Origin of the sequence: Curtobacterium sp. MCLR17_042 (genome assembly GCF_003234695.1) — a bacterium.
Taxonomy (GTDB): domain Bacteria; phylum Actinomycetota; class Actinomycetes; order Actinomycetales; family Microbacteriaceae; genus Curtobacterium; species Curtobacterium flaccumfaciens.
This window is the reverse complement of sequence record NZ_QKTD01000002.1, coordinates 97,465-111,943: the sequence shown is the minus strand read 5'-3', so window position 1 is coordinate 111,943 and position 14,479 is coordinate 97,465. Positions and strand designations below refer to the sequence as shown.

13 protein-coding genes are annotated in these 14,479 nt (G+C 71.5%); 8 read left to right on the top strand and 5 right to left on the bottom strand.

Annotated features, from left to right (window positions below; all coding sequences use genetic code 11):
* Nucleotides 1-45: 45 nt before the first annotated feature.
* Together DEJ02_RS02755 and DEJ02_RS02750 are read right to left on the bottom strand one after the other, a co-directional pair.
* The gene (locus tag DEJ02_RS02755) at nucleotides 46-300 is read right to left on the bottom strand and encodes an acyl-CoA carboxylase subunit epsilon (protein ID WP_051596908.1); all 255 of its coding nucleotides are present in this window, start codon (nucleotides 298-300) and stop codon (nucleotides 46-48) included.
* Nucleotides 300-1,895 carry an acyl-CoA carboxylase subunit beta gene (locus DEJ02_RS02750; RefSeq protein ID WP_071406413.1) on the bottom strand — a complete coding sequence of 532 codons (1,596 nt, stop codon included), beginning with the start codon at nucleotides 1,893-1,895 and terminating at the stop codon, nucleotides 300-302. Before DEJ02_RS02750 ends, DEJ02_RS02755 begins: the two co-directional genes overlap by 1 nt.
* 74 nt (nucleotides 1,896-1,969) lie before the next feature.
* Between DEJ02_RS02750 and DEJ02_RS02745 the strand changes: the two genes are divergently transcribed.
* The 4 genes from DEJ02_RS02745 to DEJ02_RS02730 all read left to right on the top strand — a co-directional run bounded on the left by DEJ02_RS02745 (nucleotide 1,970) and on the right by DEJ02_RS02730 (nucleotide 6,143).
* Complete coding sequence (locus DEJ02_RS02745) at nucleotides 1,970-2,770, top strand: biotin--[acetyl-CoA-carboxylase] ligase (RefSeq protein WP_111031928.1); 801 nt, start codon at nucleotides 1,970-1,972, stop codon at nucleotides 2,768-2,770.
* A gap of 4 nt (nucleotides 2,771-2,774) precedes the next feature.
* Nucleotides 2,775-3,323, top strand: coding sequence for a PH domain-containing protein (locus tag DEJ02_RS02740; RefSeq protein ID WP_181440259.1), 549 nt, complete (start codon nucleotides 2,775-2,777; stop codon nucleotides 3,321-3,323).
* An 82-nt stretch (nucleotides 3,324-3,405) separates the two neighbouring features.
* Nucleotides 3,406-4,713 carry a UDP-glucose/GDP-mannose dehydrogenase family protein gene (locus DEJ02_RS02735; RefSeq protein ID WP_111032113.1) on the top strand — a complete coding sequence of 436 codons (1,308 nt, stop codon included), beginning with the start codon at nucleotides 3,406-3,408 and terminating at the stop codon, nucleotides 4,711-4,713.
* Nucleotides 4,714-4,724: 11 nt separating this feature from the next.
* Complete coding sequence (locus tag DEJ02_RS02730) at nucleotides 4,725-6,143, top strand: hypothetical protein (RefSeq protein WP_111031926.1); 1,419 nt, start codon at nucleotides 4,725-4,727, stop codon at nucleotides 6,141-6,143.
* Here DEJ02_RS02730 and DEJ02_RS02725 read toward each other — a convergent pair.
* A complete protein-coding gene (locus DEJ02_RS02725; RefSeq protein WP_111031925.1) occupies nucleotides 6,110-7,312 on the bottom strand; it encodes a glycosyltransferase in 1,203 nt (400 codons plus the stop codon). The genes DEJ02_RS02730 and DEJ02_RS02725 overlap by 34 nt on opposite strands.
* A 47-nt stretch (nucleotides 7,313-7,359) precedes the next feature.
* On the opposite strand from DEJ02_RS02725, the gene DEJ02_RS02720 reads away from it, so the two are divergent.
* Both DEJ02_RS02720 and DEJ02_RS02715 read left to right on the top strand, forming a co-directional pair.
* Complete coding sequence (locus tag DEJ02_RS02720) at nucleotides 7,360-8,583, top strand: polysaccharide pyruvyl transferase family protein (RefSeq protein ID WP_111031924.1); 1,224 nt, start codon at nucleotides 7,360-7,362, stop codon at nucleotides 8,581-8,583.
* 131 nt (nucleotides 8,584-8,714) lie between these two features.
* Nucleotides 8,715-8,942, top strand: coding sequence for a hypothetical protein (locus tag DEJ02_RS02715; RefSeq protein ID WP_111031923.1), 228 nt, complete (start codon nucleotides 8,715-8,717; stop codon nucleotides 8,940-8,942).
* Nucleotides 8,943-8,948: 6 nt separating this feature from the next.
* Here the strand turns inward: DEJ02_RS02715 and DEJ02_RS02710 are convergent, their stop codons facing one another.
* Nucleotides 8,949-9,899, bottom strand: a complete 951-nt coding sequence (locus tag DEJ02_RS02710; protein WP_111031922.1) for a GH25 family lysozyme — start codon at nucleotides 9,897-9,899, stop codon at nucleotides 8,949-8,951.
* A gap of 136 nt (nucleotides 9,900-10,035) precedes the next feature.
* Nucleotides 10,036-11,313 carry an acyltransferase gene (locus tag DEJ02_RS02705; RefSeq protein WP_181440258.1) on the bottom strand — a complete coding sequence of 426 codons (1,278 nt, stop codon included), beginning with the start codon at nucleotides 11,311-11,313 and terminating at the stop codon, nucleotides 10,036-10,038.
* Between the two features lie 106 nt (nucleotides 11,314-11,419).
* Between DEJ02_RS02705 and DEJ02_RS02700 the strand changes: the two genes are divergently transcribed.
* Nucleotides 11,420-13,291 (top strand): glycosyltransferase family 39 protein, encoded by a 1,872-nt coding sequence (locus DEJ02_RS02700; protein ID WP_181440257.1) that lies wholly within the window; start codon nucleotides 11,420-11,422, stop codon nucleotides 13,289-13,291.
* A 110-nt stretch (nucleotides 13,292-13,401) separates the two neighbouring features.
* Nucleotides 13,402-14,433: a lysylphosphatidylglycerol synthase domain-containing protein gene (locus DEJ02_RS02695; RefSeq protein ID WP_111029461.1), complete on the top strand. Its 1,032-nt coding sequence runs from the start codon at nucleotides 13,402-13,404 to the stop codon at nucleotides 14,431-14,433.
* Nucleotides 14,434-14,479: the final 46 nt, after the last annotated feature.

Genomic DNA, 14,479 nt, shown 5'->3' with positions numbered 1-14,479 from the left:
AGTGCGCCCTGCGACCGTTCCGGTCGCCCGCGCACCAGGGGTACATCAGCGGAGCGATCGGCCCCAGGCGCCCGGTCCGTGATCGAGCGGGCGGCGGAGTCCGCGGGCCGCGGCGTCCCACCCGGTGCGGGGCTCGACGACCACGGCGGCACGTCCGGCGGCAGCGGCCTCGTCGGCCTGGCGCTGCAGGACGGCCACGACGGCTGCGAGTTCCTCGGGTGTGGGGTCGCCCGAGACCACCCGGACGTCCGCCACCGAGGCGGGTTCGTCCGAGGGCACGGCTGCTGCGTGGCGACCCATCAGAGGGGGATGTTCCCGTGCTTCTTCGGGGGCAGCGTGGCGCGCTTGCCCCGCAGCGACCGGAGGGCCTTGATGACCGACACGCGCGTGGCGTGCGGCTGGATGATGCCGTCGAGCTCACCGCGCTCGGCCGCCAGGTACGGCGACGCGACGTTGTACGTGTACTCGTTCGCGAGCTTCGTGCGGACCGCGGCGACGTCCTCGCCGGACTCCTCGGCGCGCTTGATCTCGGCGCGGTACAGGATGTTGACGGCACCCTGGCCGCCCATGACGGCGATCTCGGCGGTCGGCCACGCCAGGTTGATGTCGGCACCGAGCTGCTTGGAACCCATGACGATGTACGCGCCGCCGTAGGCCTTGCGGGTGATGACGGTGACGAGCGGGACGGTGGCCTCGGCGTAGGCGTACAGCAGCTTCGCGCCGCGGCGGATGACGCCGGTCCACTCCTGGTCGGTGCCGGGCAGGTAGCCGGGCACGTCCACCAGGGTCAGGATCGGGATGCCGAACGCGTCGCAGAACCGCACGAAGCGGGCGGCCTTCTCGCCGGCGTCGATGTTCAGCGTGCCGGCCATCGCCTGCGGCTGGTTCGCGATGATGCCGACCGTGCGGCCCTCGACCCGGCCGAAGCCGATCAGGATGTTCGGCGCGAAGAGCGGCTGGACCTCGAGGAACTCACCGTCGTCGACGATGTGCTCGATGATCGTGGTGACGTCGTACGGCTGGTTCGTCGAGTCCGGGATCACGAGGTCGAGCTCGTGGTCGGCGTCGGTGGTCTCGAGCTCCGGGGCGACGTCGTAGGCCGGCGGGTCGGACAGGTTGTTGTCCGGCAGGAACCCGATGAGCGAGCGCGCGTAGTCGAGCGCGTCGGTCTCGTCCTCGGCCAGGTAGTGGGCCACGCCGGAGACCGCGTTGTGCGTCTGGGCGCCGCCGAGCTCTTCGAAGCCGACGTCCTCGCCCGTGACGGTCTTGATGACGTCGGGGCCGGTGACGAACATGTGGCTGGTCTTGTCGACCATGATGACGAAGTCGGTGAGGGCGGGGGAGTACACCGCACCGCCGGCCGCCGGGCCCATCACGATGGAGAGTTGCGGGATGACGCCGGAGGCCTGGGTGTTCAGGCGGAAGATCTCGCCGTACTTGCCGAGCGCGACGACGCCTTCCTGGATGCGGGCGCCGCCGGAGTCGAGGATGCCGATGATCGGCACACCCGTCTTCAGCGCGTGCTGCATGACCTTGATGATCTTCTCGCCGGCGACCTCGCCGAGCGACCCGCCGAAGACCGTGAAGTCCTGCGCGTAGACGGCGACGTTGCGGCCGTGGATCGTGCCGACGCCGGTGACGACCGCGTCACCGTAGGGGCGCTTGGCATCCATGCCGAACGACGTGGTGCGGTGTCGCACGAACTCGTCGAACTCCACGAAGGAGTTCTCGTCGAGCAGCTGCTCGATGCGTTCGCGCGCGGTGCCCTTGCCCTTCGCGTGCTGCTTGGCGATGGCGGATTCGCCCGCGGCGGTCACGGCCTCGTGGTACCGGTCGCGGAGGTCGGCCAGTCGGCCGGCCGTCGTCGACAGATCGGGGGTGTCTCCTGAAGTCACCCGCTCACCCTACCGGCGGGTGCCACGCTGCCGGTTGGAGGACCCCCACGGTTCCTGCCCGTACATTTGCGTACATGTCCACATCCCCGTCGCCGTCGTTCCCCGCCACCAGCGCGGCTGTCCGGTCGGCGGGCGCGACGATCACCACCCCCGCCGAGACCGGGTCCACCAACGCGGACCTGCTCGCCGCCGCCCCCGAGCAGCAGCACGGCAGCGTCCTCGCGACCCTGCACCAGACCGCGGGTCGGGGTCGGCTCGACCGCACCTGGACCGCTCCGGCCGGTGAGACGCTCGCCGCCAGCGTGCTCGTCCGTGCGGACCTGGACGACCACGACCGCGGCTGGTTGCCGCTGGTCGCCGGGGCGGCGATGCGCGACGCGATCGCGTCGGTGCTCCCGGCCGGCGCGGACGTCGTCGTGAAGTGGCCGAACGACGTGCAGGTCGCCGGGGACAAGGTGTGCGGGATCCTCTGCCAGGTCGCCGCCGACGGCAGCGTCGTGGTCGGGGCCGGCGTGAACCTGACGATCCCGGCGGCCCGGCTGCCCACCCCGACGTCCACCTCGCTCCTGCTCGCCGGCGCGGTCGACGACGCACCCGCCCTGGCCGACGCGGTCCTGTCCGTCTTCCTGCGGTCCGTCCTGGAGGCGGTGGCCGGCCTGGTCACCGGGGGTCCCGCCGCCGAGACGGTCCGGTCCCACGTCCGCGCCGCGTGCGGCACGATCGGTCGCCGCATCCGCCTCGAGCTGCCGGACGGCACCGTCGAGGAGGCCGACGCCACCGGCATCGACGACGCCGGTCGCATCACGATCCGGGACCAGGCGGGCGGCACCAGGGGCGTCGCGGTGGGGGACGTCACCCACCTGCGGTATGCATGACGGCATGACCGCCGAGCCCCTGCCCGAACGTGTCGTCGCACGCCTGCGACCACACGCCCGTCGGCTGGTGCGCCCGGCGGTGTTCGTCGTGCTCGTCACCGCGGCCGGCGGGTTCGGCTTCGGCGTGTTCCAGGCGCAGCTGGCGTGGCTGAACGCCGTCGTCGCGCTCGTCGTCGTGGTGCTCGTCGTGTTCGGCGGCGCCGTCCCGCTGTTCCGCTGGATGTCGGAGCGGTACGTCGTCACCACGCGTCGCCTGGTCGTGGTCAACGGACTCGGCACGCGGACCCGACGGGAGCTCCTGCACTCCCGCGGCTACGACGTGACCGTACGGCGCCGCGGGCTGCAGGGGCTGTTCCGCTCCGGCGACGTGCTCGTGTTCCCCGGCGACGACCCCGCGGTGGTCCTCGCCGACGTGCCGCACGCCGACCTCGTCGTCGCCGTCCTGCACGACCTGGTGGAGGCCTACGAGGCCAGACGCCGGCACCGTGAGCCGGACTGGGACGAGATCGTCGGCGGTCCGGACCGGCCGCCGTGGGGCGACGTGCGGGCCTGATCCGGCCGCTCCGAGCCTCGCCGTGGGCGTCACGGCGGTCGTCGTGATGAGACTTCGGCGAGAAACCGGTACCTTCTTCGACGTGCGTATCTCTGTGATCGGCTGCGGCTACCTCGGTGCCGTGCACGCCGCCTCCATGGCCAAACTCGGACACGAGGTCGTCGCCGTGGACGTCGACCCCACCAAGATCGAGCGGCTAGCCGCGGGCGAGGCCCCCTTCTTCGAGCCCGGCCTGCCCGAGATCCTGACCGAGGCCCTCGAGTCCGGTCGGATCCGCTTCACCACCGACATGGCCGAGGTGGCCGGTGCCCGCGTGCACTTCCTCGCCGTCGGCACCCCGCAGGGGCCCACCGGTGCCGCGGACCTGACCTACGTCAACGCCGCCGTCGCCGCGCTCACCCCGCACCTGTCCGCCGGCGAGTTCGTCGTCGGCAAGTCGACCGTTCCCGTCGGCACCGCCGCACGGCTGGCCGACGAGGTCAGCGAGGCCGTCCCCGGTGCCACGCTCGTCTGGAACCCCGAGTTCCTGCGTGAGGGCTTCGCCGTGCAGGACACCATCGCGCCGGATCGCTTCGTCTACGGCGTGCCCGACGGCGAGGCCGGCGAACAGGCCGTCGCCGCCCTCGACGAGGTCTACGCCGAGGCGCTGTCCACCGGCACGCCCCGACTCGTCGTCAACCTGCCCACCGCCGAGCTCGTGAAGATCAGCGCCAACGCGTTCCTCGCCACCAAGATCTCGTTCATCAACTCGATGGCCGAGATCGCCGAGGTCGCCGGTGCCGACGTGACGGCGCTCGCCGACGCGATCGGCCACGACGCCCGCATCGGCCGGAAGTTCCTGAACGCCGGCCTCGGCTTCGGTGGCGGTTGCCTGCCGAAGGACATCCGCGCGTTCCAGGCGCGGGCGAACGAGCTGGGCGTCGGGGAGTCCCTGGCGTTCCTCGCCGACGTCGACGCCACGAACCTGCGCCGTCGCGCGCACGTCGTCGAGCTGGCGCAGGAGCTGCTCGGCGGGGTCGTCAGCGGCAAGCGCGTCGCGGTGCTCGGCCTGGCCTTCAAGCCGAACTCCGACGACGTGCGCGACTCGCCGGCCCTGGACATCGCAGCCCGCCTGCAGGAACTCGGCGCCGTCGTCTCGGCGTACGACCCCGAGGCCGTCGTCACCGCGCGCCGCGTCCACCCCGAGCTCGACTACGTCGAGAGCGCGGCCGAGGCGCTGGGCGGGGCGGAGCTCGTGCTCGTGCTCACCGAGTGGACCGAGTTCCGGGAGCTCGACGCGACCGCCGCCGCCGCACTCGTGGCGTCGCCGGTCGTCATCGACGGCCGCAACTGCCTCGATCGTGACGCGTGGACCGCCGCCGGCTTCACGTACCGCGGCATGGGGCGCTGACGTCGCCTGACGTGCAGCAGCACACCCGGCGTTCCGACCGCATCCGCGCCCTGCTCACCGCGGGGTTCCGCGGCCGGGACTGGGCGACACCGGTCGTCCTCGCCGCCACGCTGCTCGTCCTGACCGCCTCGGTGGCACGGACGTTCTCGTCGATGCCGCTCGCGAGCGTCGACGAGTCCGCGCACGTGGACTACGTGCTGCGGGTGTGGCACGGGCAGCTGCCCGTGCTGCTCGACGGCATCCGCTTCCGGCCGGGCTTCGGCGGGACGCCGCCCGTGCAGTGGGTCGCCCAGCACCCGCCGCTGTACTACGCCCTGCTCGCCCCCGTGATCGGACCGCTGGTGGACGCCGGACACCCGGTGCAGGCGGTCGTGTCCGGTCGGCTCTGCAACGCCGTGTTCGCTGCAGCGGTCGTGCCGAGTGCGGCGTGGGCGGCGTCGCGCTGCTTCCCGGGCGTCGTGCGGCTGCCCGCGACCGTCGCCGTCGTCACCGCGTCGACCAGTGTCCTGGTGGTGCAGGGCGGCGTCGTCTACAACGACTCGCTGGCGGCGTTGACCTGCGCCCTCGCGTGCGGGGTGGCCGGTGCGGCGCTCCGCTCCGGGGTCGGCCCGGGGCTCGTGGTCGGGGGAGCGCTCGTCGCCGCCGCCGGGATGACGACGCGGCTGACGTTCACGCTCTGGCTCGTGGCGATGGTCGTCGCGTTCGCGCTGTCCCGGACGGTGCGGCTCGGTCGCCTGCGGGGGCTCGGTGCCCGTGTCGTGGTCGCCGCGGTGCCCCTCGCCGCCGCGGCCGCCGCGTCCGGGTGGTTCTGGCTGCGCAACCAGGCGCTGACCGGCTCGTTCAGCGGCCGGCCGACCGCATGGCCCGGGTACACGCCCCGGCCGCACTACTCCGAGGTCGAGGTCGTCTCGATGCTGGGGTTCTGGCGCCAGCTCTTCGCGCTCTTCCGCGGTGCACTGCCCATCGCGTCACCGCTGCCGTGGGTGCTCCTGCTCCTGCCGGTCCTGCTGTTCGTCGCCGCCCTGGTGGCACGTCGCCTGCGGCCCTGGGCCCCGGCCGACGACGACCGGTGGTCGCGCCGGATAGTCGTCGCGATGCTCGTGGTCGTCACCGTGCTCTACGTCGCCGTCGAGATCCGCTACGCCACCGGCGGTGGGGCGCCGCTGAACCGCTACACGCTCACCGTGCTGGTGCCGATCGCGCTGGCGATGTCGGCGGGGTTCCTCGCCTGGGGCCGGGTCGGCACGTGGGTCGCACTGGCCTGGGCCGTGGCGACCGTCGTGCCGGCCTGGTCGCTCGTCGACACCGCGGGGTCCGAGCTCGTCGGCCACTCCGGCACCGTCGTCGTGCTCGCGGCCTCGGCCGCGGCGGTGTGCGCCGCGGCCGTCGTGGTGCTCTACGCGATGGCCGCGCGCAGCACCGCCCGGTAGCGCTCGCCGATCCGTTCGGTGGAGAACTCCGCTGCCGAGACGACGGCCTGCTCCTGGTAGCGCGAGCGTGCTGCGTCGTCGGTGAGCACGCGCTGCAGTGCTGCGCGGAGCGCCGGGACGTCGCCCGGGGGCACGAGCACGCCGGACACGTCGTCCTGCACGACGTCCCGGATGCCCGGCAGGTCGCTCGCCACGATCGCGGCCCCGACCGCCGCGGCCTCGAGCAGGGTGACCGGCAGGCCTTCTTGGTCGCCGTTCGCCGCGGGGATCGACGGCACCGCGACGACGGTGGCCGACGCGAGGGTCTCGAGCACCTCGGTGCGGCCCCGCTGGCCCAGGAACGTCACCGGCAGATCCGCCGCCTGCTGCTCGAGCTGGGCGCGGTACGGGCCGTCGCCGACCACGGTGAGCCGCCAGGGCACGTCGTCGCCCAGGCCGCGGAGCGCCTCGATCAGGTTGCCGAAGCCCTTCTTCTCGACCAGACGACCGACGGCGACGACGTGGTGCTCCTGCGGTGCGACACGAGCGCGGGTGTCGCGGGCCGGGCCGAGGTCGACGCCCATCGGGATCACGGTCGAGCGCGACTCGGGGACGCCCCACTCGGTCAGGCGCTCGCGCATCTCGGAGTTCACCGTGGTGACGTGCGCCGACCGTCCGAAGATCCAGCGCTTGAGCCGGACCAGGGGAGCCGCACGGAGCGCGTAGATGTCCCCGCCGTGGGTCGTGACGACGACGGGCACACCCGGGGCGGCCAGCGTCGCGACGAGGGCCTGCGGGATGGCCCAGTGCGCGTGGATGACGTCGGGCCTCGCGGAGCGCACCACGCGCCGCACGGCCAGGTACTGCGCGAGCACCAGTGCGGGCACCTGCACGATGCGGGAGCGCCGCTCCTTGAGGTTGTCGAGGATCGCGCCGTCGGCCAGGTCCTCGAAGCGACGCGGGAAGTACGGGTAGCGGCGCACCGCGACGTCGCCGATGCGCTCCTTCGCGGCACCACCCGGCACACGGGGGGTGAGCACGAGGGTGTCGAACTCGGTGGCCTCCTGGTGGGCGAGGTCGAGCACGAACGCCGGAACGCCGTCGTCCGGACGGGCCGGGAACGTCGAGCCCAGGACGAGCAGGCGGGGGCGGTCCTGGCGGGAGCGGGCGGAGCGAGTGGTGCGGGACATCGTGCCTTTCCGGGGCTGGCGGGGACGGTCCGGTAGGCTCTCACCCCGTGCGCGTACTGATCCACAATAGCGATTCGCCCCACAACCGCGGGGACCGGGCGATCCTCGCCGGCAACGTCGAGCTCGTCCGTCGCCGGTGGCCGGACGCCGAGATCGTGTCCCTGTCCCAGTACCCCGAGCGGGACGCCGCGTGGTTCGGGATCCGGTTCCTGCCGGTCTCCCCGTACAGCACCGGCATCGGCGACCTGTTCGCGCTGCTCCGTGCCGCCCGCGGCGCCGACGTGGTGCTCTGGGGTGGCGGTGAGATACTGAAGGACTACACGAACAAGCTCGGCCTCGTGTACTGGTTCGGCAAGATGCTGCTCGTCCGTGCGGTCAACAAGAACCTCGTCGGGGCGTTCCAGGGCATCGGCCCGACCACCGCCGGGGTCAGCAAGCGCCTGATCCGCGCCACCGTCGACCTGTGCAGCGCGTTCGCCGTCCGTGACGACGAGTCCCGCGAGAAGCTCCTGTCCTGGGGCGTGAAGACGCCGATCGTGTCGTCGTTCGACCCCGCGGTCGTCGGGACGGTCACCCCGCCCGACGCGGACGTGCTCGAGCGGCTCGAGCGCACCACCGGCCTGACCGCCGAGCATCTCGAGGGCTCGATCGGCTTCGGCGTCCGTCGCTGGTTCCACTACAAGCGCAGCGGCTGGATCCCGTTCCGCTTCCTGCCGAAGCGCTTCCGCCAGACCGGTGTCGACAGCGACAAGCTCGTGACCTACCGGCAGGCCGTCGCCGACCTCGCCGACCGTGTGATCGACCGCTGGGACGCCGACGTGGTGTTCTACCCGATGCACATGGAGGCGTCCGAGGGCGACGCCGCCTTCGCCCGCGAGGTCATCGCCCTGATGCGGCACGCCGACCGCACCCACGTGGTCGAGGCCGACGAGTTCTCGCCGTCCGAGTACGCCGGACTGATGTCGCGCAGCCGCCTGTTCCTGGCGAGCCGCCTGCACTCGGCGATCGTCGCGACCATCGCCGGGGTCCCCGCCGCGGTGCTCTACTACGTCGACAAGGGCCGGCTGTTCTTCGAGCAGATGGGCCAGCAGGCCTACTCGAAGCCGATCGAGGCCGCACTCGAGCCCACGTTCGTCGACGACGTCACGGCGCAGCTCGAGGCGCTCGACGCGGACCGCGACGCGGTCCGCGCGCAGCTCGCGCAGGGCGTGGCCCGGATGGCGACCGCCCTCGACGCCGACTTCGCCGAGGCGACGCGCGACGTCCGCTGACACCGTGCGCTGACACGGCGGGTGCGAACGCGCGCCCGTGACGGACAGGAGGCCCGTGGCGACACCGCCACGGGCCTCCTGTCCGTTCGTGGTGGCCGAGCGCCGGGGGCGCGCGCCCCTAGGCTGACGACATGACCGAGCGTCGATCCCTCACCGTCGCCGGCGGCGTCACCGCCGCCATCGGCGGAGCCGTCTCCGGAACCGGGGCGCTGATCCTCACCGTGTCCGCCGCGACCGGCGGGAGCTTCCCGTTCGGTGCGGCGTTCCTCGTCTTCGCGGGTGGGCCGTTCCTGCTCGTCGGCGCGGTGCTGTTCGCCGTCGGCTGGTGGCAGGGCCGTCGGTCGCTGCGACGTCCCTGACGGGCGTCAGCTCGTCCGGGACGCGAAGCGCTTCAGGTACGTGATGTCGTTGCGGTAGACGTCCTGGTCGCCGGGGAGCGTGCCGCTGGCCGCCCACTGCCAGAAGGTCCACTTCGACCAGCTGCGTCCGAGGGTGCCGGGGGTGGTGAAGTTCTTCACCGGGTAGATCGCGACGAACAGCGGGTTCTTCGAGAACTGGTTGCTGTTGTTCGTGCAGCGCTTCCACCAGTCGGTCGTGGTGTAGATCGCGGGGTACCGACCCGTCTTGGCGACGACGGTCCGGTTGAAGTCCTTGATCCAGGTGCGCATCGCGCCCCACGACTTGCCGTAGCAGGTGCCCTGGGCGGCGCTGCCGTACTCGATGTCGAGCAGCGGCGGCAGGGTCTTGCCGTCCTTGCTCCACTGGCCGCCGTGGGCGAAGAAGTAGTTCGCGGTCGCGGCGCCGCTCGCCTGGCTCGGCTGGGCGTAGACGTAGCCGCCGCGGTACAGGTTGCGCTGCTTGGCGGTGGCGTACTGCTGCTTGTAGGTGGAGCTGACGTACGAGGTGCCCTCGGTCGCCTTGACGTACACGAACCGGGCGCCGTTGCGGTAGGCCTGCAGGAAGTTGACGCTCGGCTGCCACGCGCTGATGTCGAAGCCCTGCACCCGGCCGGGGGGCGGCCCGCCGGCGGTGGCGGCAGCGGCCGACGAGCTGAGGGACTGTGCGCTCACGCCGCCGCCCGAGGTCGCGTCGGGGGAGGTCGTCACGTGGGTCTCACCGGCGTGGGCGGCGATGCCGGCACCCATGGTGTGGTTGCCGGTGCGGTCCATCTCGGCGATGGAGAGCTGCTGACCGGTGTCGGTGCCTGCGGCGGCGGTGGCGGTCGCGCCGACCGCCGGGCCACTGCCGAAGGTGATGACCCCGGCGACGGCGGCAGCGGTGCCGAGCCCGAGGATCCTGCTGATGGGTGCGCGCATGTGGTCTCGTCTTCCCTGTCGAGATGCCGTGGGCCTGATCTCCCACGCCGCGGTCCGAGCGATGCTACCCGGACTCGGCGACACCTGTCCGTGAGGCGCACAGGGGCAGCGTCGGATGCAGTGTCGGCTGTCGGGGCTAGCGGGCGGTGCGGGTGCCCTCGTCGTCCGTCTCGACCTCGGGCAGGCGCCCGCGCGAGGAGACCTCGCGGGTGGCGTGCTTCTGCCGGCGGTTCAGGAAGTTGCGCTCCACGAGCCACCACATCCCGACGCAGATCGCCAGGGTGATCGGGATCACCACGAAGACCATCATCAGGAACTGCCACTTCGGGTACAGGCCCATCGGCAGGAGCAGCAGGTTGCCGAGTCCGAGCAGCGGGCTGTGGAAGAGGTAGACCGTGTACGACACGAGGCCGGCGAGCACGAAGGGCTTCCACGCGAAGAACCGTGCGAGCCAGGTGTGCTGCCCGGTGACCGCCTTGCGGCCCATCCAGGTCAGCAGGATGCCGGCGAAGATGCCGAGGACGACCTCGGACGGCCAGGTCTGGTGCTGCCAGTAGTCGCGGTTTCGGAAGAAGACGAGGAGCATGCCCACGAACATCGCGGCCACGAACACGCCGCTCTGCCACCGCGGCCCGCCGAGCTTCGAGGCGTTCAGCTTGCCGGTCAGGTGCTCGTCGCGGGCCTTCACGGTGAGCTCGGCGGCGAGCATGCCGACCGCGAAGAGGCCGACGAACCACGGGTGCATCCACGAGTAGCGGCTCTCGGAGCCCATCCACATGCCGATGAGGACCAGCGAGGACGCGGTCGCCCACCCGCCGAAGACCTTCCAGAGCGGCAGGATCAGCAGCGGCATGAGGAAGTAGATCTGCCACTCGACGGCGACCGTCCACATCGGGCCGTTGATCTTGCCGATGTACTGCGGGAAGAAGTCGTGCACCAGGAAGAAGTGCGTGAGGAACGTGCCCCAGCCCATCGGCAGCTTCGTGTCCCACTGGGTGCCGCCGGGCTGCCCCATCACCGGGACGAACAGGATGATGAGCGCGAAGACGACGAGCGACGCCCAGTACGGCGGGATGATCCGTCGGGCGCGGCGCCAGATGAACTTCCAGAAGCCGCCAGGTAACCGGTAGCGGTCGAACCGGGTCACGACGGGCAGCATCAGGACGTAGCCGGACAGGACGATGAACAGCGGGACGCCGAGGTAGCCCCAGCCGATGAACGGTCGGAGCCACGGCAGTTCGGTCGGCCCGGTGCCGGTCGTCCCGGTGAAGAGGTACGCGTGGTAGAACACCACGGCCAGGGCGGCGAGACCGCGGAGCCCGTCCAGGTACGGGAACTCGAGCCGGCCCCCTGCGCGGGGAGCGGCCGCCGTCGGTTCGGCTGCGGATTCGGCTGCGCGGGTTTCGGTGGCCAACGAACGTCCTCGAGGTGGTCGGAGCGGGGTCCCCGGCAGTCTCCCACACGCCGAGCGGGGCCCGCGATCCGCCTCGGTGCGGTCCGGCAAGCGAACGGATGTCATGATGAAGCACGTGACCGTGACGACGACCGCAGCACCGCAGAGCACCCACGAGCCCGCAGGACGGCGTTCGGGGGCGGGTGCGCGACGGTACCGGCACGTCGTCGCACCCCTGATCCTGGGCGTCCTCGTGGTGATCGGGGTCGCCCTGAGCGCCGCCGTGGCATACCACAACCGCCTCGGCGTGACGAACGTCGACGGCATCTCCTACATGGGCATCGCGCGCGAGTACGCGAACGGCTGGCTGCCCGACGCGATCAACGCGTACTGGTCGCCGCTGGTCTCGTGGATGATGGCGCCGTTCATCGCCCTCGGGCTCGGCATGCAGACGGCCTTCGCGATCGTGAACTGCTTCGCCGTGGCCGTCGTGCTCGGCATCGGCGGGTGGCTGGTCTGGTCGCAGAACCACCGCATCGTCCCGGCCGTGCTCTTCATGGTCACCGCGATCCCCGCCCTGATGAGCGCCGTGTCGGTGCAGACCCCGGACCTGCTCGTCGTCGCGTGGATCGTCGGGTTCCTCTGGGCGCTCCGGTGGGCCGACCAGGCGCTGCACGGTTCGACGCGTGCGCGGGTCGCCTCCGGCGCGGTGCTCGGCGTCGTGGCCGCGCTCGGGTACTTCACCAAGCTCTTCCTGCTGCCCGTGGCCGTCGGCGCCGTGATCCTCTGGCTGCTGCTGCGCGTCTGGTCCGCCCGCCGCCGCCGCGAGCCGGTCCGGCACTGGTGGACGGCCCCGGTGGCCACGATCGTCGTGTTCGCCGTCGTCATCGCCCCGTGGGTCGGCGCACTGACCCTCAAGTACGGCACGGTGACGCTCGGGTCGTCGCTGTCGGTCAACATCGGTTCGAAGTTCGACGACGGCGGCCGTGCCACGGACTGGCCGTTCCTGCCGGTCCCGCCCAACGACCACGCCTTCTCGCCCAACGAGGACTTCACCCCGTCGGTCTACAAGCAGGGCCCGATGGACAACCCGGACCCCGCCGTGGTGCCGCCGCCCACGCAGTCGACCACCGAGGACACCGCGCCGAAGGTCACGAAGGAGTCCGGCATCGCGGCCCGCGCCGGGTACTACCTGCACGAGCGCATGCTCGCCCTGCCGTACTACCTGCAGAAGATCAGCACCTTCGCCCCGTTCGCGGCACCCATCGCTCTGCTCTTCGCGGCCGCCCTCGTCATCGGTGTCGTGCGGTTCCGCCGCTACGCGTTCACCTGCATCGTCGCGGCGACGACGCTGGTGTACTTCGTCGGCTACGGCATGATCACCTCGTCGTCGAGCGGCGGCGGCAACGCCCGGTACTACTGGCCGCTGTTCTACCTGACGGCGATGATCGGGGCGCTCATGCTGCCGGCCGTCTGGCGGCTGGTGCGCCGTCGGGGTGTGGTCCGGACGATCGTGGCGTGCGTCGCGATCGCGGTCGTGCCGATCGCCTCGTACACGCAGAACTGGTTCGGGTCCCCGGCGCCGTTCTACCCGTCGGTCAACCGCACCGAGGCGCTGCGCGTCTTCGGGCCGACCGACGTGCCGGAGATCGTCCGGCTCGCCGACCAGATCCGGGCGAGCGGCGCCCTGCCCGAGGACGCCACCGTCATCGGCTCGAACTACCGCTCGCTCTCCTCGCTCGCGTTCCTGACCGACACGCGTGTGTACGGTCGCTCAGGTCAGGGCTACACGTACCACTCGGACGCGATGCGCAACCTGTTCATCGACGAGGGCGTGCAGTACTTCGTGCAGTTCGACCCGGCGACCGCCCCGGCGCGTGACTACTCGGTGGCCGGCAAGCTGGTCGGCACCTACAACGCGACGATCTCGTGCAGCGCCGACCGCTCCACCGACCCGGAGATCCCCTGCCGCGTGCAGATCGTCAAGCTCGCCCGGTGACGCTCGACCGGTGACGTCCCCGGCACCCGCTCCCTGCGGCAGCACCGCAGGGAGCGGCCCGCCCCAGCGTCTACCATGACCTGAGCCCGTGACCTGAGCAGGAGACCCGTTTGTCCGCAAGCACCAGCGACACCCCCGCGCCCGAGGGGAAGCGTCCGTCGAAGCGACGACGGTTCCTCGGCAAGGCGATCCCCATCGCCTTCTACGTCCTGCTCGCGGTGTTCCTCGTGCTGTACGTCCGGAGCGTCGACTGGGGCCAGCTCGCCGGGCTCGACTGGCAGTGGTCGTGGGTGATCCTCGCGACGGTGATCAGCCTCGGCTTCCGGTACTGGGGCGTCGGCATCTGGTTCTACCTGCTGCGACGGCTCGGCGCGACCGGGCTCAAGGGCAGCGGCGTCACCCTGACCTACGTGTACGCGAAGTCCTGGATGGGCCGCTACATCCCCGGTGCCGCGACCTGGATCATCGGCAAGGTCTACTTCGCCTCGAAGCACGGCGTCTCGAAGGCCCGCCTCGGCGTGAGCGGGCTGCTCGAGGGCGCCCTGCAGATCGCCGCCACGCTGGCCCTGGCGCTCGTGCTGCTGCTCATCGACCCGCGGACGCACAACCTCGACCCGTGGCTCATCGTCCTGATGATCGCGGCGTTCGTCGGCTGCGTCGTCTGCCTGATCCCGCGCGTGTTCGTGTTCCTGATCGGGATCGCGCTGAAGATCCTGCGGCGCAAGCCGCTCGAGGCCGACGTCCGTCCGAACCTCGGCACCGTCCTCGGTGGAGCCGGGCTCTACGTCGCCGGCGCGGTCCTGTCCGGCACGGCGTACTACTTCATCACCCTCGGCGTGTACCCGTCGCTGAAGCTCACCGACGCGGCGTTCGTGATCGGTGCCGCGAGCATGGCCTCGGCGATCAGCATGCTGGCCGTCTTCGCCCCCGGCGGACTCGGCGTCCGGGAGGGCGTGCAAGCCCTCCTGCTGGCGCTCGTCATGCCGGCGCCCATCGCACTGGTCGTGGTCGTCGTCACCCGTGTCTGGAGCCTCGCGGTCGACGGACTCTTCCTGCTCTGCGCTGCGGCCCCCACGTGGTTCCGGCGCAACCGCCCGACCGACGACCCCTCCGCGGTCGAGGGCGGCGTCCCCGCCGCCTGACGCGCGGCGCGCGCAGCGTTTCGTGAGCAGCAATGGTCGGGTGCGG